Genomic DNA, 19,625 nt, shown 5'->3' with positions numbered 1-19,625 from the left:
TCGAGAGTGGACCGGCTGGACATGAACCTGCTGGTGGCCCTGGACGCGCTGCTGGAGACCAACAGCGTCACGCTGGCCGCCGAGCGGATGCAGACCTCGGTACCCGCCATGAGCCGCACCCTGGCGCGGCTGCGGCAGGTGCTCGGCGATCCGCTGCTCGTCCGCTCCGGCCGCGCCCTCGTCCCCACCCCGCGCGCGCTGGAGCTGCGGCACCAGGTGCACGGGCTGGTCGAGCAGGGGCGCGGGCTGCTGACGCCGCGCCCGGCCTTCGACGCGGGCACGCTGCGCCGCGGCTTCGCGGTGCGCGCGGGCGACGAGGTCCGGCCGGAGCTCACCGGCCCGCTGCTGGCCGCGGTCCGCCGCGAGGCGCCCGGCGTCACGCTGAACCTGGTGGCGAGCGCGGAGGACGATCCGCGCGCGCTCCGCGACGGCCGCACCGACCTGCAGGCCGGGGTGATCGAGCGCAGCGACCCGGAGACGGTGCTGCGGCGGCTCTACGGCGACCGGCTGATCGGGGTCGCGGCCGCCGACCACCCGCTGGTCACCGAGCCGGTGACGGTCGCCGCCTACGCCGCCGCCGCGCACCTGAGCGTGAGCAGGCAGGGCCGGGTGCGCGGCGCCATCGACGACCGGCTCGCGCTGCACGGCCGCACCCGCCGGGTGATCGGCACCGTCCCCGACCTCACCACCGCGCTGCTCGCGGTGCGCGGCGGCGACGCGGTCTGCCCGGCCCCCGCCGCCGCGGTGACCTCGCTGCTCGGCCCGCTCGGGCTGCGCGCCTTCGAGATCCCGCTGCCGCTGCCCGAGGTGCCGATCGGCCTGGCCTGGCATCCCAGGCACACCGCCGACGAGGGGCACCGCTGGCTGCGCGACCTGGTCGAGCGGCTGCTGCGGGCGCAGCAGGTGCCCGAGGCCAGGCCGCGGCGGCTGCGCGGGGCCGTCGCCAAGGCGATCACCGGCGCCGCGCACGACGCCGCCGAGCGCATCGCCTGACTACCGCGGGTCCGGCTCCCCGGTCGGCGGGCCGAACGGCATGGCGGCGGCGGTGCGCTTGAGCTCGTCCAGCATGGCCTGCACCTTGTCGGCGTGCGCGGTCTCCTCGGCGGTCGCGCCGGTGAAGCCGTTGCCGAAGTCGGCGTAGGCGGAGCGGTCGACGGCGGGCTCGGCGGAGCCGGGGCGCTCGGCCGCGCCCGAGGTGAGGCCGGGGCGGCCGACCTGCTCGGTGTGCGCGTCCGGGGTCTGCCGGTCCGCGAACGGGGCGAAGTCGTCGCCGGTCTCGTCCAGCGGGTAGCCGGCGGCCGGCGCCTGCCGGTAGCCGTCCTGCTGGCCCGTGAAGCCGTCGCGCAGGCCCTGGTCGTAGGCGGCGGCGACGGTCTCGCCGAGCCCGAGCGAGCTGCCGTTGCGGCGCGGGCCGCTCCACCGCTCCGGTTCGTCCGGGCGGGTGAGCTCGGTGCGCTCCGGGGAGGGCGTGGTTTGGTTCGGGGTGGCGCCCGGCGGGGTCGGGGAGGGGGCCGTTCCACGCTGCGGCAGGCGGCCGGAGGCGCGGCGGGCCTCGACCGCCGCGCGCAGGTTGGGGCCCGCGGGTTCGTCGTCGGTGGACGGCTCGGGCTCGTCCGGGGTGGCGAGCCGGGCGGGCAGGCTGTGCACGGCGGGGGTGCCGCCCGGGTCGCCGGAGAGCCGGGCCGAGACGGCCGTCTCGGCCGGGTTCTCCACCCGCCGCACCGGGGCGGGCCGTACCCCCTGGTCCGCCGGGGCCGGCCGAGCTTCCCGGTCCGCCGTGCCGGTCTCGCCCTGCTCCGCCGAGAGCCTGCTCGCGGACTCCGCGCGGGCCTCCGCGATGCGCTGCCGGGACGAGCCCGCCGCGTAGCGGGGGCGGGGGACCCGCGGGGCGGCGGTCTCCGCGGGTAGCTCGGGGGTCGCGCCGGGTTGCGGGCCCCGTGCGCTCGGGCCGTACGCGCTCGCGGGACGCTCGGTCGCGGAGTCCGCGGCGGTCCGGTGGCCCTCGGCAGTGTCCTCCGCCGCGCGGGCCGGTTCATCGTGCTCCGCCGCGCGGCGCCGCGGTGCCTCGGGCGCGGGCGCCGGGGCTGCCCCGTTCGACTCGGGCAGGTGGGCGCTCGCCGGATGGGGGCCCACCTCGGCGCTGCCGTTCCGGTCCGCGGAGCGCCGTCCGGTCGCGGGCGCCTGTCCGTTCATCGCGGGGCCCTCGTCGGCGAAGCGTCGCCCGAGCCCCTCGGTGTTGTCCGAGTCATCGCGGGCGCCGGAGCCGAGTTCGGCCCGGAGCGGATCGCGCTCGGCCGCGCGCCGTCGTGGGGGCACCGCGCTCCGGCCCTCCTCGACCGGCCGCTCGGCGCCCGGCCCCGACGTCTCGCCGGGAAGCGGGGTGCTGTCCTCCGCGGCGCGCCTGCCGAGGCGGGCGGGCGGGCCCGCCTGCTCGCCCGCCTCCGCATCGGCGGCCGCACGCCGCCCCCGCCTCGTCGGCTCTGTCGCCTGCTGCCCGACGGCGCCGGTGTCGAGGTCCTCCACGCGCCGCCGCCCGGTGGGTGCGGCACCGGGACGGGAGGCGGGGTCGTCCGCATCGGCCGCGCGATGCCCGGCGCTCTCGTCCGCGGCCCGGCGTCCCGGCCGCGCCGCTTCCGCTACCCGGAACCCGGCGCCGTCCTCGGCGGCCCGACGCCCGCCGGACGGCGCCTCCGCCGCCGCGCCCGGCCCCGGCTCGGCCGCGTGCCGCCGCCCGGTGCCGGGCGCGTCGGCGACGCTCTGCAGCGTGTCCAGCCGCCGCCCCAGATCGGCGACATCCCGATCGGTGCGGAAGGCCCACGCCTCGATCGTGGCGAGCCGCGTCGCGACATCACGGTCGTCGGCGGGAACCGGAACGGGCAGCGGCACATCGACGCGGGCGGCGACCAGGTCCAGCTTCCGGCTCACCTCCCGGAGGGACTCCGCGATATCGGACAGCATCGCGCCGATCGACTCGGCGCCGTCCTCGACGTGCTCCATCCACTACCTTCTTCCCCGATCGGTCCGGCTGAGCGCGCGGCCGGGGAGATTCTAACGGTGTGGTTACGATGCCGTTCGGCAGGCGAAGCAAACTCCGCCTCCGCGCTCCGGCGGAACGCCGAAACCCGCTGTAGCAGTGCGTTTCCCGAGTACCGTACCCAGAGCGGAATACCGTTCTCGCCCGGATCCCCCCGGCGTGCCGTACCGTGCCGGTTCGAATCCCTTGCGGTACAACATTGATCATCCCGCCGCGGCCGCGGCGCGCCCGGCCGCGGGTGCGGAGGGGAGTGGCGGGATGCACCCTCGAGGGAGCACCCTGGTAGTGAGCGCGGGTGGCCCTGCCCGCGTGGATCGCAGGCTTAGGGGTGTGGTCGAAGTGGTGCGCAGCGAGCAGCGGGTGGAAGCGCCGTCCTGTGGACGGCGCGCGCTGCTGGCCGAGCTCGGCATCTCCAACGGCCCGCGCCGCGCCGCCGGCGAGCGGCTCGGGTACGGCTGCCGCTGCCCGGACTGCACCCGCAACCAGTGGAATCTGGAGCGCTTCAAGTACTGGCTGCGCGGCAGGCTGCTCGCGCTCGGCGCGGACGAGGCCGAGGTCGGCCACCGCGTCGACGGCGTCCCGGTGGACGTGTACTGGCGGATCGGCGAGCGCCGCTTCGCGATCGAGGTGCGCAGCGGCCCGCTGGACTGCACGCTCGCGCTGCAGCACACCCAGCGGCTGCGCGATGCCGGGCTGGCCGGTGTGCTGTGGCTCTGCCCGCCCGGCTTCTGGGTGGCGCACCTGCCCGCGCTCGGCATCCGCGACTTCGCCCCGCCCGCCTGCGACTACGAGATCGAGAGCGGCATGTTCGACACCGCCTGCTCGGCCGTGGTCGCGGCCAGGCAGGAGCCGTACGAGCTGCGCGACTTCCTGGCGGGCTGGGTCGACGGCGACATCGTGTGGGGTTATCGGGACATCTCGACGGGAGGGTGGGCGACGGTGAGCGACTGGGAGCACCACACCAGGACGCAGGCGGCGATCATCGCCCGCCAGCGCCGGGAACTGGTCGATCAGCGCACCGCACTGGCGGTCTCCAGGCAGACGGTGCGGGACAAGCAGAAGCAGATCGTCAAGCTGCACACCCGGCTGGAGCGGGCCGAGGAGACGCAGGAGGAGCGCGCCGACGAGCTCGCGCGCGCCCAGCGCACCATCGCCGACCACATCCGGCGCACCGACAGCCTGCGCGCCCAGCTGAAGACGGTGAGCCAGACGGTGAACCACTGGCAGCTCATCACCTGCTGCGCCATGATGCTCATCGTCACCTTCATCGCCGCCGCCGTGGTGGTGCGCTGAGCGCTCGGCCTCGTCAGTCCGGGCCGGGGAGCTGGTCGGCCTGCGCGCTGAGCCGGAACGGCGCCCGCTCCCAGCGCCAGCCCTCGCGCACGACCAGCGCGGCCAGGTCGAGCAGCTCCAGCTCACCCGCGGTCTCCGCGAACCCGGCCCACCCCACCGGCCCCGCCCGCAACCGTTCGACCAGCGCCTCCGGCGCGCGCACCGCCCGCGCTGCCAGCTCACCCACCCCGATCTCGCTCCCGGTCCACACCAGCCACCCCCACCCGTTCCGGTGCGCCCACGCCCGCAGCACCCGCGCCCGCACCCGGTTGGGGTGCAGCGCCACCCGGCTCAGCGGCTGCACGTCGACGAGCGCGATCCGCCCGTCCACCCCGCGCACCGCCACCCCCGGATACAGCGCCACCCCCTCGAGCTCGACCGCGACCGGATCCTCCTGGAAGGTCCGCACCGCCGGATCGGCGTCGAGCAGCCGGAGCAGCCGGGCCCGCAGCCCGGAGTCGAAGGCGACCTCGCGCCCCACGCTGTCCAGGTAGAAGCGCCCGCGCCCGTCGTCGTCGGCGTCCGGGCGGGCGGAGCGGGCGGGCAGCGGCGCGGGTTTCCCGCCGTCCGCCCACTCGACCCCGCCGAGCACGCTCCCGCGCACCGGGTCCGGTTCGTGCAGCCCGGCCAGCAGCCGCCGGGTCTTCTTCCGCCAGCCGAGGATCCGCTGCATGACGAAGCCCGCGATCCGCCGCGCGTCCTCCGGCGGGTGCCCGGCGAGCCGCAGCCGCAGGTAGGCGAGTTCATTGGCGGCGAGGTCGGCGTCGGTGGCGTAGATCTCGGCCAGCAGCGTGCGGACCAGCCGCTGGTCCGGGGTGCCCGGCGGGTAGTTCCTGGCGAAGGCCGCGAAGGCCGCGCCGCCGGGCGGATGCGCGCGCAGCATGTGCCCGACCGCCCTGGTGTGCAGCTGCCTGGCCCGATCCCGGGAGATGTCCTGCCTGGCGGCGATCCGGCTGAGCGTGGCGGGCGGCGCCGCCCCGACGCCGAGCCGGAGCGCGACGATCTCCGCCTCGCGCGCGCTGCGCTCCGCGTGCGCGGCGACGAGCGCGGCGACGACCTCGGCCATCTCCTCGTGGTCGAGCCCGATGGCCCCGGCGATATCGGTCTCGCCCCACTCCTCCGCGTGCACCGCCACCCGCACCTCACCTCGCCTCGACCGGCCACAGCCTAGACGCAGCCACCGACAGCCCCCGCCGCCGCGCATGGCGGACGGCGCGTCGGGTAGCCGCCCGGCATGAGCACCGCGCTACTCGTGTACGGAATCGTGCCCGCCGAGCTGGAGCCGCGGCTGGACGGCATCGGCGATCCGCCCGCCCCCGTCCGCACCGTGCGCCACGGCGCGGTCGCCGCGCTGGTCAGTGAGGTCTCCGAGCGCCCGCTCGGCGACCCCGGCGACCTGCGCGCCTACGTCCGGGTGGTGGACGGCGCCGCCGCCGCGGGCCCGGTGATCCCGGTGCGCTTCGGCGCCGCGCTGCGCGACAGCGCGGAGGTCGAGCGCACCCTGCTCGCCCCGCACGAGGAGCAGCTGCGCGCCACCCTGGACGATCTCACCGGCTACGCCGAGTACCTGCTGCACGGCCGCTACCGCACCGACCGGGTGCGCGCCGAGATCGCCGCCGATGAACCCGTGGTCCGGGCGGCCGCGGAGGGCGCGCCGGGCACCACCCTGGCCGCGCTGGCCGCCATGCGCCGCGCCGACACCGACGCCGCGCTGGCCGTGCTGCACCCGCTGGCCGAGCAGCTCGCCGTGCGGCAGCTCACCGCGGAGAGCGACGCCGTCGATATCGCCGTGCTGCAGCGCCGAGACCGGCACGACGACCTGATCGAGGCCGCCCGCTGCCTCGCCGGGCAGTGGGACGACCGGGTCGAGCTCACCCTCGCCGGTCCGCTCGCGCCCTGGGATTTCGTCACCGTGGACGCGAGCGGCACCGGCTGATCGTCCCGCGCACCGTATTCGCCCGCCGCCCCCCTTGATTCGCCGCTGCACGCCGGGGCATGGTTGGCGGGTACCTTGTGGGCGGGGGAGGGCGCGATGACCGCGGGCGATGCCATTGCGATTTTCAAGGGCCGGTTGCATCGGCTGATCCGCGATGCCTTCGTCACCTGGGCCAGGTTGCAGGCCGTGGTGCCGGTCTCGGATGCCGAACTGCTGCTCGCCACCAGGGGCGCGAGCGTGCCGGACTGGGACGGCCTGGTCGAACCGGTGGTCGTCGCCTGCCTGCGGGAGCTGCAGCCGGACATGCCGGAGGCCGCGCTCCGGGCCGACCTCCGGCGCTGGCTCGGCTGGTGGGACGCGGCCAAGGCCGTCGAGAACAGCGGCGTGGTGATCGTGCCCGAGCCGGAGCCGCCCCGCTCGAACGGCGGGCGCCTGCTCGCGCTCGGAGCGGCGGTGCTGGTGCTGGTCACCGCAGCCGTCGTGGTCGCGGTGTGGCCGGACGAGAACAGCTGCGCCGCCGCCGGTCTGACCCTGGAGAGCGGCGAATGCGTCGGCGTCGCCGACGGCACCTTCCCCGGCCTCGACCCGTCGGTCGCCGAGATCGTCGACCGGATCGCCGAGCAGAACCGCGCGGTCGAGGGCGATGCCGTCGAGATCGCGCTGCTCGGCCCGCTCAGCCACCTCGCCGACGCCGGCAGCCCCGGCCAGCTCGACCCCGACCAGGTGCGCCGCATGCTGATCGGCGCCGCGGTGGCCCAGCAGCGGGTCAACACCTCCGCCCTGGTCCGCGATCCGCGCCCGCCGGTGCGGCTGGTGCTCGCCAATACCGGCAGCTACCAGGACCGCTGGCAGACGCCGGTGCGCGAGCTCGTCGCCAGGGCCGACCGCCCGGAGCCGCGGCTCGTCGCCACCGTCCTGCTCGGCACCAGCCTGGACCACACCCGCGCCGCCGCGGCCGAACTCGCGCGCGCCGAGATGCCGATGATCGGCGCCATCACCTCCGCCGAGGAGTTCAACAGCCGGGACCTGCCCGGCCTCATCCGCACCTCGCCCACCTCGGGCGATTACGTCTCCACGCTGGCCGGGTACCTGGCCGCGAACCGCCCGGCGAGCCGCGCGATCGTGGTCTGGGACCAGAACTCGGACCGCCGCGGCGATCTCTTCGCCGGTTCGCTGAAGGAGGCCTTCGCCGCCCAGCTCGGGCCGTGGATCGGCAACCGCCCCGAGCAGGGGTTCGTCGGCGCGGGCATTCCGACCGAGAAGGTGTGGCCGCAGATGTTCGCCACCCCCACGATCAATATCTGTCAATCCGGCGCTGACGTGGTGCTGTTCGCGGGCCGGGTCACCGATCTGCCCGCCTTCATCGAGGCGCTCTCGGCCCGGGCCTGCCGGGACCGCGCGCTGCTCGTCATGACCGGCGCCGCCGCGCTCACCGCCGTCGACCGCACCCAGCAGCAGCGGCTGCGCGACGGCGGCCTCACCCTCGTCTACGGCGGCGTCACCGACCCGCACACCTGGCCGCTCGGCGGCGACGACCGGCCACCCGGGTACGACCCGTTCCTGCACGCGCTCGCCGCCGAGGGCTTCCTCGCCGACGACGCCGACGCCTACACCTGCCTCGCGCACGACGCGGTGTTCACCGGCACGCTCGCGATCCGGATGGCCAGCGAGGGCCGGATCCCGCCGCGCGGGAACGTGGCGGTGGCGTTCGGCAATATCAACAGCGGCCACCGGGTGCCCGGGTGCAGCGGCGAGCTCACCTTCACCACGGCGGGCAACGGCTCCCCGATCGGCAGCGGGATCGAGGCCGTCACGATCCCCTATCCGTGACCCGCGCGCGCGTAGCATGGGCGGCTCGGGCGAGCCCGAAAGTCCGGAGGGGGCAGGATGATCGCGGTGGACAACCCCGCGTCCGCGCTGTACGAGATCTTGAATCGCGTGGTGCGCTCCAGGGAGAGCACGATCGCCAAGAGCTGGTCGGCGGCGCTGGCGGCGCCGATCGGCTCGCACGAGTTCATCCAGCGGCACTGCGAGGTGGTGCGGCTCTTCACCGCCGTGCACCAGCGGCTGCTCGGGCTGCCCGAGGGCGACCGCGCCCGCAACCGCAGCCTGCAGTACCTGCCCGCCTGGTACGACGTGGTGGTGCCGCGCGAGCACTGGCAGAACCCGGAGGTCCCGCCATCGGACCTGATCGAGACCCCGGTGCTCGGCCTGCTGGAGAGCGTCGGCGACATCTTCGACCTGCAGGACCGCGAGGTCGGCGCCGCCGTCGACCGGGCCGCGCTGGAGCGGCTCCGCGAATCCCTGCACGCGTGGCGCGACCTGCTGAACGAGACCACCCTGCCGGAGACCCTGGCCACCCAGATCCGGCACCAGGTCGCCCACATCGAATGGCTGCTCGACAATGTGGAGCTGTTCGGCGGCGAGCCGGTCGTCACCGCCGCCGGCCAGCTGCTCGGCACCGGCGTCAGCACCATGAGCCGCCGCCCCTCGCTGGCCAAGCGCGCGGCCGCCGCCATGGCCGGCATCATCCTGTTCCTCACCCAGGTGGAGGATGGGATCGACCTCGCCAACGGCGTCCTGGAGGGGCTGGTCGAGGTCCGCGAGAGCATCGTCGGGCTGCTCGACGGCACGCCCCAGCTCACCGCCCCCGCGGAGGAGTAACGCAGATCGGCCCCGGTCCGAGGACCGGGGCCGATCTGGTGGTGCGCGATACTGGGATTGAACCAGTGACCTCTTCCGTGTCAGGGAAGCGCTCTCCCGCTGAGCTAATCGCGCGAGGTGGAGACGGGAATCGAACCCGTGTGCACGGCTTTGCAGGCCGTTGCCTCACCACTCGGCCACTCCACCGCGCAAGGGGGACGGTAACTTTCGCTACCTGGCCCTACCTCTCGAGCGGATGACGGGATTCGAACCCGCGACCCTCACCTTGGCAAGGTGATGCGCTACCAGCTGCGCTACATCCGCATTTCGCCACCTCGGCGGCGTTTCGGCCCTCCGTGGTGCGAGACAGAACATTAGCCCACCCGCGCTACAAGGTACAAATCCGCTGGTAGACGGCTTGCCAGCGCTGCAATGGTGCGCACTCTGGACTGGGTGGCCGGATTTCCCCAGGTCGGGCCGCGATTTGGTGCCGCGCGGGGAGCCCGTGCTAATGTTCCAACTCGTTCCGCCGCTCGCGGTCGAACGAATCCCGGTCCCATAGCTCAGCGGGAGAGCGTCCGCCTCACACGCGGAAGGTCGCTGGTTCGAAACCAGCTGGGACCACTTTTTTTGCCCTGGTCGGGGAGTCGGCCGGATTGTCCGTCGAACAGGGGATATCTTCGCTTCCTTTCGTGCGTTCAGAATCGTGACTGAATCGCCGACAGTGAGGAGCGAGGTGGCCAGGTGCGTTCGTGTCCCTGACATGTTGGTGCGCAGGCTCGCGCTGGGACTCGCCGCAATCGGTGGCGGGGTGCTGGCAGTGCTCCTGGCTCTGGACCGGTTGACTCCGGTTCAAGCTGTTGCCGTCGCGGTGGCCGGTATCGTCGCCTTGTGCTCGGCGGTCGCCGCTATCGCGCCGAAGCAATTCCCGGCACATCTGCTTCGACGGGTGAAGTCCTTCGGATTCGGCGGAGCGTCGTTCGAATTATTCGAAGTCGCACGGGAATCCGTGGCGGAGGGCGATGATTCCGGAGAGCGCTCCAAGACCCTGCTGGCCCTGAAGATGCGGCTCGAGTCCAAGCTCACCTACGTCGCCAAGCACATGCTGGCGCTCGATCCGAGTGCGAAGCACAATATTCCCGCGTTCGTCACGATCGGGAGCCTCGCCTACGACAAGCTCTTGACCGAGGAGCAGGCTCACCTCGCGTACGCGATCATCGGATTGCAGGAACCGCAGTTCCGCGAGTTGTCGCCGGCCGAGCGCACGGTAATTCTGGAAGGTGCCGACGACTTCATCGGGAGTGTGCGCGCGTCGATCCTCGAGAAACTGTCGATCACGGTGCTCGAAGCGAAAGGCTGGCTCGTGAAACGCGTGTATTCGGAGTCGTCGAAATGGCGCGACTTGCGGGTGCGGAGTCGAAACCCCGACGTCGAGCACCGTGTCGTGCCGGTATTCACGCTGAAGCGAGAATCGAAATTCCTCGAACAGGCTGCCGCACGGTTGGTGAATGACCGGGCCGGTGACGGTGAGCGCCTGATCATTGTTCCCCCGCTGTCCAAGGCTGTCGGCACCGCGGTCACCGTCGGCGCGCGGCAGGTACCGGTGCTGTCACTGCCTGCCGCTGTGGAGCGTTTGAACAGCGCTCGCGGCGGCTGAGCACCGAGGCCCCGAGTTGCCGGGCCGGCCTGGCCGCTGAGCGTGCACGAGATGGAATCAGGCGAGCTCGGGCGGGGAGCTGTGGTGGGCGTCGGCATCGGTGGAACGGTCCCGGTTCGCGCGCCGGTAGGCGCCCGGCGCGAGCCCGTACTGCCGTTTGAACGCCTTGGCGAAGGCGAATTCGGAGGTGTACCCCACCTGCCTGGCGATGGTCGCGAGCGGAGCCCGGCCCCGGCGCAGCAGCCGCGCCGCGGTGATCATTCGCCACCGGGTGAGGTAGGTCAGCGGCGGCTCGCCGACCAATCGGGTGAAGCGGCGCGTGAAGGTGGCTCGTGCGAGACCGAGCTCGCCCGCCAGACGGTCGACGGTCCACGCTTCGCCCGGCTGGGAGTGCATCCGGTGCAGGCTCTGCCCGATCGCCTCATCGCCGATCGCCACGGCCCATCCCGTGGGCTTCCCCTCGTACCAGGACCGCAGCACGTAGATCAGCAGTGCGTCCACCAGGGCGGACACGATGGCCTCGGCTCCGGGGGCGCGGGTCTGGATCTCCGCACCGAGCAGGTCGACCGCGGCATGCAGCCGGTCGTGGTGCGAACGGCCCGAGAGGTGGACCACCGCGGGAAGCTCGGCGAGCAGTGGGTGCCGCGAAACCTGCTCCAGCCGATACGCCCCCGAGACGACGACGGCGGGTGCTCCCGCACCGCCGATCGTGATCGAGCCGATCCGGCCGTCCACGACCAGATCGCGCGGTTCGGTGTCGCGGGCGTCCGCGAGGATGTGCGGCACCCCGCTCGGCATCAGCAGGACATCGCCCGCTCGCAGCGTGCGCGGATCGCCCCCGCTGGGCAGCAGCAGGCACTCACCGGCCACGACCACATGGAGACCGAAGCCCTGCCTGCCGCCGAACCGCAGCCCCCACGGCGCGCGGGCGCGGGTCAGCACGGAGAGGGCCGGGGCGGTTGTCAGGCCCGCCACCGCGTCGCTCAGGATATCCATCACCCTCCCCGGGTGATCCGATCGGACATGTTTCGGGCATATTCCACCATGGTTCGGGCCACGGCCGGGTCCTAGCGTCGACGTGGTAGCAGCTTTCCCGGACAGCCACGAGGAGACCACCGTGTCGCACACCCCGATCGTCATCGTCACCGGCGCCGCCCGCGGCATCGGCCGCGCCGTCGCCGAGCGCCTCGGCACCGGCGGCGCCGCCGTCGTCGTCAACTACCGCTCCGGAGTCGAGGCGGCCGAGGCGGTCGTCGACCGTATCCGCGCGGCGGGCGGCCGCGCGAGCGCCGTCCGGGCCGATGTCGCTGTGCCCGAGCAGGTGCAGCGGCTCTTCGACCACGCGCGGCAGCGGTACGGCGACCCGGATGTCGTGGTGCACAGCGCGGCCATCACCGGCTTCACGGTGCTGGCCGATGCCACCGACGCCGACTACGACCGGGTGCTCGACACCAACGTCCGAGCCACCTTCGCGACGCTGCGCGCCGCCGCGGGGGCCGTGGTCGACGGCGGCCGGATCATCGTCATCTCCAGCGGGGCGGCGGTGGTGCCGCGGGCGGCTTCGGGGCTGTACGCCGCGAGCAAGGCGGCGGGCGACCAGCTCGTCCGGGTCCTGGCGGCCGAATTGGCGGAGCGCCGGATCACCGTGAACAGCGTCCGCCCCGGGCCGACGCGAACCGAGAAGGTCGAGGCCACGGTGCCGCCCGACCGGCTCGCCGCGATCGCCGCCGAGATCCCGCTCGGCAGGCTCGCCGAACCCGCTGACATCGCCGACATCGTCGCGTTCCTCGCCTCCGACGCGGGCCGCTGGGTCACCGGGCAGGCGGTGCACGCCGGGGGCGGAACGTTCTGAGACGAGCGATTCAGCCGAGTTCCGGCAGGGAGCTGTGATGGGCGTCGATCAACCAGCGCCCCTCGCGCAGGGTGAGCGTCCACGTGTCCTGAGCCCAGGCATCCGGATGCGGCAGCGTGCTCGCGAAAACCAGATTGCTTCGACCGGTCACCAGTGCGACATCGCAGTGCGCCCCCAGATACCGGACGTTCTCCGAATCGACCACCGACCGGCTCCCCCGCAACCCCCGCGCGAAAACGATCGACATCTCCGCACGAATAGCCGCACGCCCGGCGAGAACGATGCCGGGCAGCGTGGCGACCGCCCCCTCGGTGTAGCAGCGCGCGAGCGCGTCGGCGTCGTTGGCCGCCCAGGCATCGAGGTACGGCGTCAGGAGGCCGGAACGAGCGGGACAGTCGAGCGGGTGCGGCGCCGCCTCGGTGCTCGGGTGGACGTCGTGAACCATGATCGGGTTGCCTTTCGGACCGGTATCCACTGATCGACCGACACCGGGAAACCAGTCAACAGGTGTACAACGGACACTAGTGCGCGACGGTGCGCGACGTCCCGAATTCGCGCAGCACGCAGGCGATTCGGGGGATTCGCCCGGTTCGGGCAGCCCGGCTCCCTCGTGCCGGAGACGGGGGGCTGGGCGGGGGCGCATCCGGGTAGTTTCTCAGTGCTCGTTGGTGCTGGGTTGGCGCCGGGTAAGGGTGCCGGAGAAGTCGGTGCCGGGGGGCATGCCGAACTCGGTGAGCAGGAGCTCGCGGAGCTGATTCACGGTGTCCGGTCTGCGGATTCGGGTGTAGAAGCGGCAGGCGCGGAGGAAGACGGCGGCCGCTTCGTCGGTGCGGTGCAGGGCGGCGAGGGCGCGGCCGTGGACGACGAGGGCGCGGCCGCGGTTGAACATGTCGGCGCAGCCGGTGAGGATGCGGACCGCCTCGGCGGCCTGGGCCTCGGCTGCCTCCAGGTTCCCGGCGTTGAGGTTCGCGCGGGCGAGGGGGGTGAGGGCCCAGCCCTGCTGGAGGCGGGGGCCGTGCCGCCGGGCCTGGCGCAGGGCGGCGGTGCAGTATTCGAGGGCGCGGGCGTGGTCGCCCGCCTCGGAGAGCGCGGCGCCGACCTCCTGCATGGCGAAGGCCTCTATCTCGCGGAAACCGGCATCGGCCGCCAGCAGCAGGGCGGCCTCGGCCTGCTGCCGCGCCGGTTCGTGGGCGCCGGTGGCGAGGTACGCCTGCGCGGCGGCTACCCGCAGGATGCCATCGGCCCAGGGGGCACCGGTGCCGTCGAAGGAGGCGACGGCGGCGGACACCCGGTCCGGCAGTTCGGCGGCGGGGGCGAGGTGCCAGTCGACGAGGGTGAGGTACACCTCAGCCCAGGCGCGGAGCCTGCCGTTGCCCTCCGCCTCGGCGAGGGTGCGGGCGCGGCGCAGCCGCGGGACGGCCGCGAGGAACTGGCCGAGGCCGACGGTCTGCAACCCGCCCGCGGCGGCGAGCAGCCTGGCCTGCGCGGGGCGGTCGCCGTGCGACTCCGCCACGCGGAGTACGGCTTCCAGGGCGCGCAGCGTCTCACCGGGGTTGGTGCCGAGGTCGGAGAGGCTGACCAGGGCCCAGGCGATATCGGCGGCCACCCGGACCACGCCCGCGTCGGCCGCGGCGCGCAGCAGCGCGATCAGGTTGGCCCGCTCGAGGTCGAGCCAGGCCTGGCCGGCCTCGTTGTCGGCGATCGGGCTGCCGGTCGCCGTGGCGGGCAGCAGGCAGTCGCGGACGGCGCTGCTCTGGAAGACACCGTGCAGGCGGTTCAGCGTCGCCACGTAGTGGTCGAGCGCGCGCGGCACGGCGGCGGCGCCCTCCGGCTCCGGCTGCTCCAGGGCGAAGAGCCGGATGAGGTCGTGGAAGCGGTAGCGGTCGGGCTGCGGGGTGTCGAGCAGGCTCAGGTCGACCAGCGCCTCGCAGATCTCCTCGGCCCGCTCCGGGGTGCAGTCCAGCACGGCGGCGCAGACCGGGAGCGGGATCTCCGGGATGCCGATCCGCGCGAGCAGCCGGAAAGCCCTGGCCTGCGCGGAATTCAGCTGGTCGTAGCCGAGCTGGAAGGCGCGCGCCACGGTCAGCTCGCCGACGTGCAGCAGCGCGAGGCGGGAGCGCTGGTCGGCGAGGCGATCACTGATCCTGGCCACGCTCCAGCCGGGGCGGGCGGCCAGCCTGGCGCCGACGATCCGCACCGCGAGCGGCAGGAAACCGCAGCCCTCCACCGCGCGGTGCGCCGCGGCGAGCTGGGTCTCCACCCGCTCCGGGCCGACGATCTTCGCGAGCAGCCGCAGCGCGTCCTCGCGCGGCAGCACCGGCAGCCGGAGCGGGTGCGCGCCGGAGAGCTCGCTCAGCGCGGTCCGGCTGGTGATCAGCACGGCGGTGCCGGTGCTGCCGGGGAGCAGCGGGCGCACCTGGTCGACGTCGCGGGCATCGTCGAGCACGACCAGCACCCGGCGGGTGGCGAGCAGGCTGCGCAGCAGCGCCGCCCGATCCTGCACCGCGGCGGGCAGCTCGCCCTCGGGGACGCCGAGGCCGCGCAGGAAGCCGCCGAGCACCACGTCGGCCGGGGCGGGGGCGGCGCTCGCGCCGCGCAGGTCGGCGTAGAGCTGGCCGTCCGGAAAGTGGCCGCGGACGCGGTGCGCGACGTGGATGGCGAGGCTGCTCTTGCCGACCCCGCCCATGCCGCTGACCACCACGGTGGGCACGCCGTGCGGGTCGGGGCGGCGGAGCCGGGCGGCGAGCTGGGTCACCACCTCACCGTGGCCGGTGAAATCGACCAGGTCGGCGGGGAGCTGGGCGGGGACGACCGGGGCCGCGGTCTCGGCGGGGGGCGGCTCGTCGCGCAGCAGCTCGCGGTGCAGCCGGGTCAGGTCGGCGCCGGGCTCGACGCCGAGCTCGGCGACCAGCTCGCTGCGGGTGCGGGCGTACACGGCGAGCGCCTCGGCGCGCCTGCCGGCCCGGTGCAGCGCGGTCAGGTGCAGGCCGCGCAGCCCCTCGCGGAGCGGGTGCTCGGCGCTGAGCGCGGCGATCTCGGGGAGCAGCGGCTCGGCGGGGCCGATGGCGAGCTCGAGCGCGAGCCGCCGCTCCTGCGCGGCCAGCCGGAGCTCGGCCAGCCGCTCGCGGTGCCGCTCGGCGAAGGGTCCGGGCAGCCCGGCCAGCGGCGAGCCGCGCCAGAGCGCGAGCGCGGCGGCGAGCTGTTCGCGGGCGGCGGCCGGGTCGCCGGCGTGCTCGCTGCGGCGCGCCCGCTCCACCAGGGTGCGGGCCAGGGTGGCGTCCACGCTGCCAGGCGGCAGCCGCAGCGCGTAGGCCCGGCCGACCGAGATCAGCAGCCCCGCGGGCTGTCTCGCGGCGCGCTCGGGCTCGAGCGCCCGCCGGAGATTGGCGATGTGGCTGCGGATGCCCTGGATCGCATGGCCGGGCGGGTGCTCGCCCCAGACCGCGTCGACCAGGTCGTCGAGCTCCACCGGGCCGCCCTCGTGCAGCAGCAGCACGGCGAGCACCAGCCGCCGCTGCGGGCTGCCGAGCTCGAGTTCCCGCCCGCCGAGCCGGCCCCGGACCTCGCCGAGCAGCGTGAAGCTCGGCGCGGCGGCGCGCCCGGCCGCTCGCTCGCGGATGACGCTGCCCGCGGGGCCGACCTGGCGCAACGACTCGACCTCCCGCGAACCCGAACTGACTTCGTACATCTAAGCTTCCGGCGGAATTTCCCGCACCGGAAGCCCGGGTACTTTTCGTTCTGTTCGCGAAGTGGCTCAGGTGGCCTGCGGCGCGGGATCGGTGAAGGCGTGCTCCAGCATCTCGGCGGCGGCGCGGCCGACGGCGCGCCTGGCGGCGTCGACATCGGCCGGATCCCGGCCCGCCATCCGTTCGCGCAGCTCGGCGGCGCAGCGCTCGGCGAGCTGCGCGCAGTCGGTGCGGAGCTGCTCCACCAGCTCCAGGGTGTCCTGGGTGAGCAGCCCGGAGCCGGTCAGCCGGGTGGCCAGCTCCAGGCTCTGCGGATCGGTCACCACCGGCTCCTCGGGGCCGACGCCGAGCACGTCGGCGAGGCCGTCGCCGCGATCCCAGGCGTCGAGCAGCTCCCTGATCCCGGCGAGCTTCATGCCGCGGCCGAGCAGCCTGCTGATGGTCTGCAAGCGGTCCAGGTGGTCCGGGCGGTAGTAGCCGACCCGGCCGCGCACGTCGGGGGAGGGGAGCAGCCCGCGCTCGTGGTACACGCGCACGCTGCGCACGGTGATATCGGCCGCCCTGGCGAGCTCGTCGATGGTGAATTCGGTTTCTGCGGCCATGTTCACAACGAAACCTCACGGGGCAACCGGTCTGATGGACCGTTCGATAGCGTATCGCTGGACACCGTAGCGCTCGATACTCCCTTCAGTCAACGTGCCGTTATTCAGGGGTATGAAGTCTTGCCGCCGGGCCAACGGTGGGTTACCGTTCGGGGTGTCGGCTTCTCGCGGCCGGCCTTCCGGGGACTGTCGTCAGCCCCGATGATCGTCCGATCCCATGGGGCACGCACCGGTGTGTCGTGCGCCCTCGGTACTTCCGGAGATGACCATGAGCATTACGCGAATTCGTCCGTCCGGCGCGAATCATCCCGCGCCGGTTGATATTTCGACCGCAGCCCCGAAGAACGCCGTGCGTCCGCCGTGCGCGGGGAGCCCCGCCGACTGGGATCTGGACGCCGGCGGCCCCGAGGGCTGGCGCGCCGCCGTCCGGGTCTGCGCGAGCTGCCCGCTCGCGGAGCGCTGCGCGCAACTGGCCCAGACCTTCATCGACCGCGGTGACACGCCCCGCGCCATGATCTGGGCCGGGGTGGCCTACGACAACTCCGGGCGGGTGATCGAGAACCTGGACGCGCACCGCCCCGCGCTCATCGACCACAAGCGCCCGGTCCGGATCATCCGCACCGGACGGCGGCCGCGCGACACCGCGCCCGCGCTCCCCGCCCCGCGCAGGCACTTCGTGCTCGGCCGCCCGCTCGCGCCCACCGGGACGGACGGGCTGTGACGACGCTGGCGCTGGAGATCGGCTCCACCGAGCTCGCGGCGGTCCGGATCGCCGAGGACGTGAACGCCGACGCGGTGCGCCGGATCCCCATGCCGGCCAGGAACGTCTGGGAGAACTGCCGCTCCCTGCTCTTCGAGGCATCGGAGGGGCTGGAGGTGACCGCGCTCGGCATCGCCTCGCCCGGGCCCATCGACATGAAGGCGGGCGTGGTCGCCCCCGGCGGGGTGCCGGAGTGGCGGGCCGGCTTCGGCATCGTCGAGGCGGCGAAGGCCATGTTCCCCGCGGCCGCGGTGCGGCTGGGGCTGGACGGCGTGTGTCTCGCCATGGCGGAGCGCAACTTCGGCGCCGCCAGGGAGACGCTGGACGTGCTCACGGTCGCGCTCTCCGGGCACGTCGCGGCCGGCGTGGTGGTCGGCGGGTACACCGTCGTCGGCCGCACCGGCAATGCCGGGCACCTCGCGCACGCGCTGGTTCCCGGCTTCGACGACCGCTGCGGCTGCGGCGGCCGCGGCTGCCTGGAGGCGGTCGCGGGCGGGGCGTCGATGCTGCGCTGGGCGCGCGCCCAGGGCTGGACCGGCGGCTCGCTCACCGAGCTGCTCGACGCGGCGCGGGTCGGCGCCGAGGTGCCGGCGGCGGCGGCCGGGCGCGCGGGCACCGCGACCGGGCGCGCGCTGGTCTCGGCGGCGGCGCTGCTCGACTTCGACCTGGTGGTGCTGGGCGGCCGGGTCGCCGAGGTCGGCCCCGCGCTCTGGAAGCCGCTCGGCGAGGCGATCGCGACGCACGCCAGGTTCAGCGCGGTCTCCGGGCTGCGGGTGGTGCCGTCGCCGCTCGCGGGGCTCGGGCTGCTGGCGGGCGCCGGGGTGCTCGCCCTGGCCATGCCCGAGTAGCCGCCGCCCCCGGCGGCCATCTCGCGGTCGCCTCGACGTCGGACGGGGTTCACGCACCGGTTGATCACGCCGCTAAGTAACGGTACATTGAATGGGTGCGATGTGGACTGGCCCCGTGATTCCGTGGGTGACGATCGAGACGTTGACGCCGGAGACCATGTCGGTGGCGTCGGTCGGGGAGTCGCCCCGCGATTTCGCGAGCTGGCAGCGGGTGCTGCAGCGGCTGCTGTCGAAGACGCCCGCCGTGTACGACGGGCTGACCACGCTCGAGGTCGCCGAGGCCATTCGGGCCGCGCGGGCCGGGGCGCAGGAGCTGGCCAGGACGGTGCGGACCGGGGCGGGGCGGTTCCGGCTGCTGCTGCGGCCGGTCTTCGGCCCGGCCGGTGACGTGCACGCGGTCCGGCTCTGGCTGGGCCCCGACGACGCGCCCGCGCCGGAGCCGCCCGCGGCGGTCGGCGCGGTCTGGGACCTGGACAGCCAGACCATCGAGCAGCCGGTCGGCATCACGAGGTTGACCGGCGGCTCGCCGGAACAGTACGTGCCCCGGCTCTCGCTGGCCGAGCTCTTCCACCGGGCGGCCGCCTTCGACCGGCACGCCGAGGTGCTCGACCTGCTCTACGACCCCGGCGCGGGCGGGCGGCTCCAGTTCGACGCCGCCATCACGCACGGCGCCATGCGACCCGGCCGCTGGCGCTTCACGATTCGCTCCCGCGACGACGAGCGGACCCGCGGCGCCTGGCTGCTGGTCGAGGACGTCACCGTGCCGGACGCGCCATCGGCGCCGCCGACGCTGGAGCGCATCGGGCTGCGCGAGGCGCACCGCAGGGCGGGCACCCACCTGGCGGTGCTGCACCTGGACTTCCCGAGCATCTCGCACTGGCTCACCGACCCGGCGCCGTGGATCCGGTGGGACTACCTCTTCCGCCCGGTGGACGTGTTCCACCCGGCCGACCGGGCCCGGCTCGCCGAGGTCGGCGCGCGGCTCGGCACCGGGGAGAGCGCGGGCGTCACCGTCGGCACGCTGAACTACGCGGGCGGCTACACCCCGACCTCGCTGCTGCTCTACCCGTACCCGGGCTGCTCCAGCACCCGGCTGGCGATCGCCCAGCTGGTCCGGATGGCGGGCGATCCGGCGGTCCGCACCCGGCCGGATTTCGACCACCCCATCGGGTACGACGAGCAATTGCACCACTGGCTCGCCGCCGGGGGCGACCGGAGTTCCGCCTGCTGAGCGATTCCCATTCCTGGGAACGGCACGGACGAGTGTGCCGAGCC

The 19,625-nt window shown here is 74.1% G+C and carries 16 protein-coding genes and 4 tRNA genes; 11 read left to right on the top strand and 9 right to left on the bottom strand.

Annotated features, from left to right (window positions below; genetic code table 11):
- Nucleotides 1–6 precede the first annotated feature (6 nt).
- Nucleotides 7–993 carry a LysR family transcriptional regulator gene (locus AB0H71_RS27235; protein ID WP_357026444.1) on the top strand — a complete coding sequence of 329 codons (987 nt, stop codon included), beginning with the start codon at nucleotides 7–9 and terminating at the stop codon, nucleotides 991–993.
- Here the strand turns inward: AB0H71_RS27235 and AB0H71_RS27230 are convergent, their stop codons facing one another.
- The gene (locus AB0H71_RS27230) at nucleotides 994–2,997 is read right to left on the bottom strand and encodes a hypothetical protein (protein WP_357026442.1); all 2,004 of its coding nucleotides are present in this window, start codon (nucleotides 2,995–2,997) and stop codon (nucleotides 994–996) included. It lies immediately after the preceding gene.
- Between the two features lie 367 nt (nucleotides 2,998–3,364).
- On the opposite strand from AB0H71_RS27230, the gene AB0H71_RS27225 reads away from it, so the two are divergent.
- On the top strand, nucleotides 3,365–4,327 hold the full coding sequence (locus tag AB0H71_RS27225; protein WP_357026440.1) for a hypothetical protein: 963 nt from the start codon (nucleotides 3,365–3,367) through the stop codon (nucleotides 4,325–4,327).
- 13 nt (nucleotides 4,328–4,340) lie between these two features.
- Here the strand turns inward: AB0H71_RS27225 and AB0H71_RS27220 are convergent, their stop codons facing one another.
- Complete coding sequence (locus AB0H71_RS27220) at nucleotides 4,341–5,501, bottom strand: sigma factor-like helix-turn-helix DNA-binding protein (RefSeq protein ID WP_357026438.1); 1,161 nt, start codon at nucleotides 5,499–5,501, stop codon at nucleotides 4,341–4,343.
- A 99-nt stretch (nucleotides 5,502–5,600) separates the two neighbouring features.
- On the opposite strand from AB0H71_RS27220, the gene AB0H71_RS27215 reads away from it, so the two are divergent.
- From AB0H71_RS27215 to AB0H71_RS27205, 3 genes are all read left to right on the top strand, one after another.
- Nucleotides 5,601–6,302, top strand: coding sequence for a GvpL/GvpF family gas vesicle protein (locus AB0H71_RS27215; protein WP_357026436.1), 702 nt, complete (start codon nucleotides 5,601–5,603; stop codon nucleotides 6,300–6,302).
- A 96-nt stretch (nucleotides 6,303–6,398) separates the two neighbouring features.
- Entirely contained in the window at nucleotides 6,399–8,132 is a 1,734-nt protein-coding gene (locus AB0H71_RS27210; RefSeq protein WP_357026434.1) for a hypothetical protein, read from the top strand.
- 66 nt (nucleotides 8,133–8,198) lie between these two features.
- On the top strand, nucleotides 8,199–8,966 hold the full coding sequence (locus AB0H71_RS27205; RefSeq protein WP_357026432.1) for a hypothetical protein: 768 nt from the start codon (nucleotides 8,199–8,201) through the stop codon (nucleotides 8,964–8,966).
- 39 nt (nucleotides 8,967–9,005) lie between these two features.
- On the opposite strand, the gene AB0H71_RS27200 is transcribed toward AB0H71_RS27205, so the two are convergent.
- The 3 genes from AB0H71_RS27200 to AB0H71_RS27190 form a co-directional block, all read right to left on the bottom strand.
- A tRNA-Val gene (locus AB0H71_RS27200) sits at nucleotides 9,006–9,080 on the bottom strand.
- Nucleotide 9,081: 1 nt separating this feature from the next.
- Nucleotides 9,082–9,152: transfer RNA gene (locus AB0H71_RS27195), tRNA-Cys, on the bottom strand.
- 44 nt (nucleotides 9,153–9,196) lie between these two features.
- Nucleotides 9,197–9,269 (bottom strand) — tRNA-Gly (locus tag AB0H71_RS27190).
- A gap of 228 nt (nucleotides 9,270–9,497) precedes the next feature.
- On the opposite strand from AB0H71_RS27190, the gene AB0H71_RS27185 reads away from it, so the two are divergent.
- Nucleotides 9,498–9,569 (top strand) — tRNA-Val (locus AB0H71_RS27185).
- 139 nt (nucleotides 9,570–9,708) lie between these two features.
- Nucleotides 9,709–10,602 (top strand): hypothetical protein, encoded by an 894-nt coding sequence (locus AB0H71_RS27180; RefSeq protein ID WP_357026430.1) that lies wholly within the window; start codon nucleotides 9,709–9,711, stop codon nucleotides 10,600–10,602.
- Between the two features lie 57 nt (nucleotides 10,603–10,659).
- Here the strand turns inward: AB0H71_RS27180 and AB0H71_RS27175 are convergent, their stop codons facing one another.
- Nucleotides 10,660–11,598: an AraC family transcriptional regulator gene (locus AB0H71_RS27175; RefSeq protein ID WP_357026428.1), complete on the bottom strand. Its 939-nt coding sequence runs from the start codon at nucleotides 11,596–11,598 to the stop codon at nucleotides 10,660–10,662.
- Between the two features lie 121 nt (nucleotides 11,599–11,719).
- Between AB0H71_RS27175 and AB0H71_RS27170 the strand changes: the two genes are divergently transcribed.
- The gene (locus AB0H71_RS27170; protein ID WP_357026426.1) at nucleotides 11,720–12,454 is read left to right on the top strand and encodes an SDR family oxidoreductase; all 735 of its coding nucleotides are present in this window, start codon (nucleotides 11,720–11,722) and stop codon (nucleotides 12,452–12,454) included.
- A 10-nt stretch (nucleotides 12,455–12,464) separates the two neighbouring features.
- On the opposite strand, the gene AB0H71_RS27165 is transcribed toward AB0H71_RS27170, so the two are convergent.
- The 3 genes from AB0H71_RS27165 to AB0H71_RS27155 all read right to left on the bottom strand — a co-directional run bounded on the left by AB0H71_RS27165 (nucleotide 12,465) and on the right by AB0H71_RS27155 (nucleotide 16,742).
- Nucleotides 12,465–12,899 carry an SgcJ/EcaC family oxidoreductase gene (locus AB0H71_RS27165; protein ID WP_357026424.1) on the bottom strand — a complete coding sequence of 145 codons (435 nt, stop codon included), beginning with the start codon at nucleotides 12,897–12,899 and terminating at the stop codon, nucleotides 12,465–12,467.
- A gap of 210 nt (nucleotides 12,900–13,109) precedes the next feature.
- Nucleotides 13,110–16,142, bottom strand: a complete 3,033-nt coding sequence (locus AB0H71_RS27160; RefSeq protein ID WP_357026423.1) for a BTAD domain-containing putative transcriptional regulator — start codon at nucleotides 16,140–16,142, stop codon at nucleotides 13,110–13,112.
- Nucleotides 16,143–16,208: 66 nt separating this feature from the next.
- Nucleotides 16,209–16,742: a MerR family transcriptional regulator gene (locus tag AB0H71_RS27155; RefSeq protein ID WP_357026421.1), complete on the bottom strand. Its 534-nt coding sequence runs from the start codon at nucleotides 16,740–16,742 to the stop codon at nucleotides 16,209–16,211.
- Nucleotides 16,743–17,091: 349 nt separating this feature from the next.
- Here AB0H71_RS27155 and AB0H71_RS27150 point away from each other — a divergent pair, with 349 nt between their 5' ends.
- The 3 genes from AB0H71_RS27150 (at nucleotide 17,092) to AB0H71_RS27140 (ending at nucleotide 19,581) form a co-directional block, all read left to right on the top strand.
- Nucleotides 17,092–17,463 (top strand): hypothetical protein, encoded by a 372-nt coding sequence (locus AB0H71_RS27150; RefSeq protein ID WP_357026419.1) that lies wholly within the window; start codon nucleotides 17,092–17,094, stop codon nucleotides 17,461–17,463.
- Entirely contained in the window at nucleotides 17,460–18,350 is an 891-nt protein-coding gene (locus AB0H71_RS27145; RefSeq protein WP_357026417.1) for an ROK family protein, read from the top strand. The genes AB0H71_RS27150 and AB0H71_RS27145 overlap by 4 nt, the downstream gene beginning before the upstream one ends.
- A 100-nt stretch (nucleotides 18,351–18,450) precedes the next feature.
- Nucleotides 18,451–19,581, top strand: a complete 1,131-nt coding sequence (locus AB0H71_RS27140) for a GAF domain-containing protein (protein WP_357026415.1) — start codon at nucleotides 18,451–18,453, stop codon at nucleotides 19,579–19,581.
- Nucleotides 19,582–19,625: the final 44 nt, after the last annotated feature.

The organism is Nocardia sp. NPDC050697, from assembly GCF_040654395.1.
Lineage (GTDB): Bacteria > Actinomycetota > Actinomycetes > Mycobacteriales > Mycobacteriaceae > Nocardia.
This window is presented reverse-complemented; position numbering and strand designations above follow the sequence as displayed.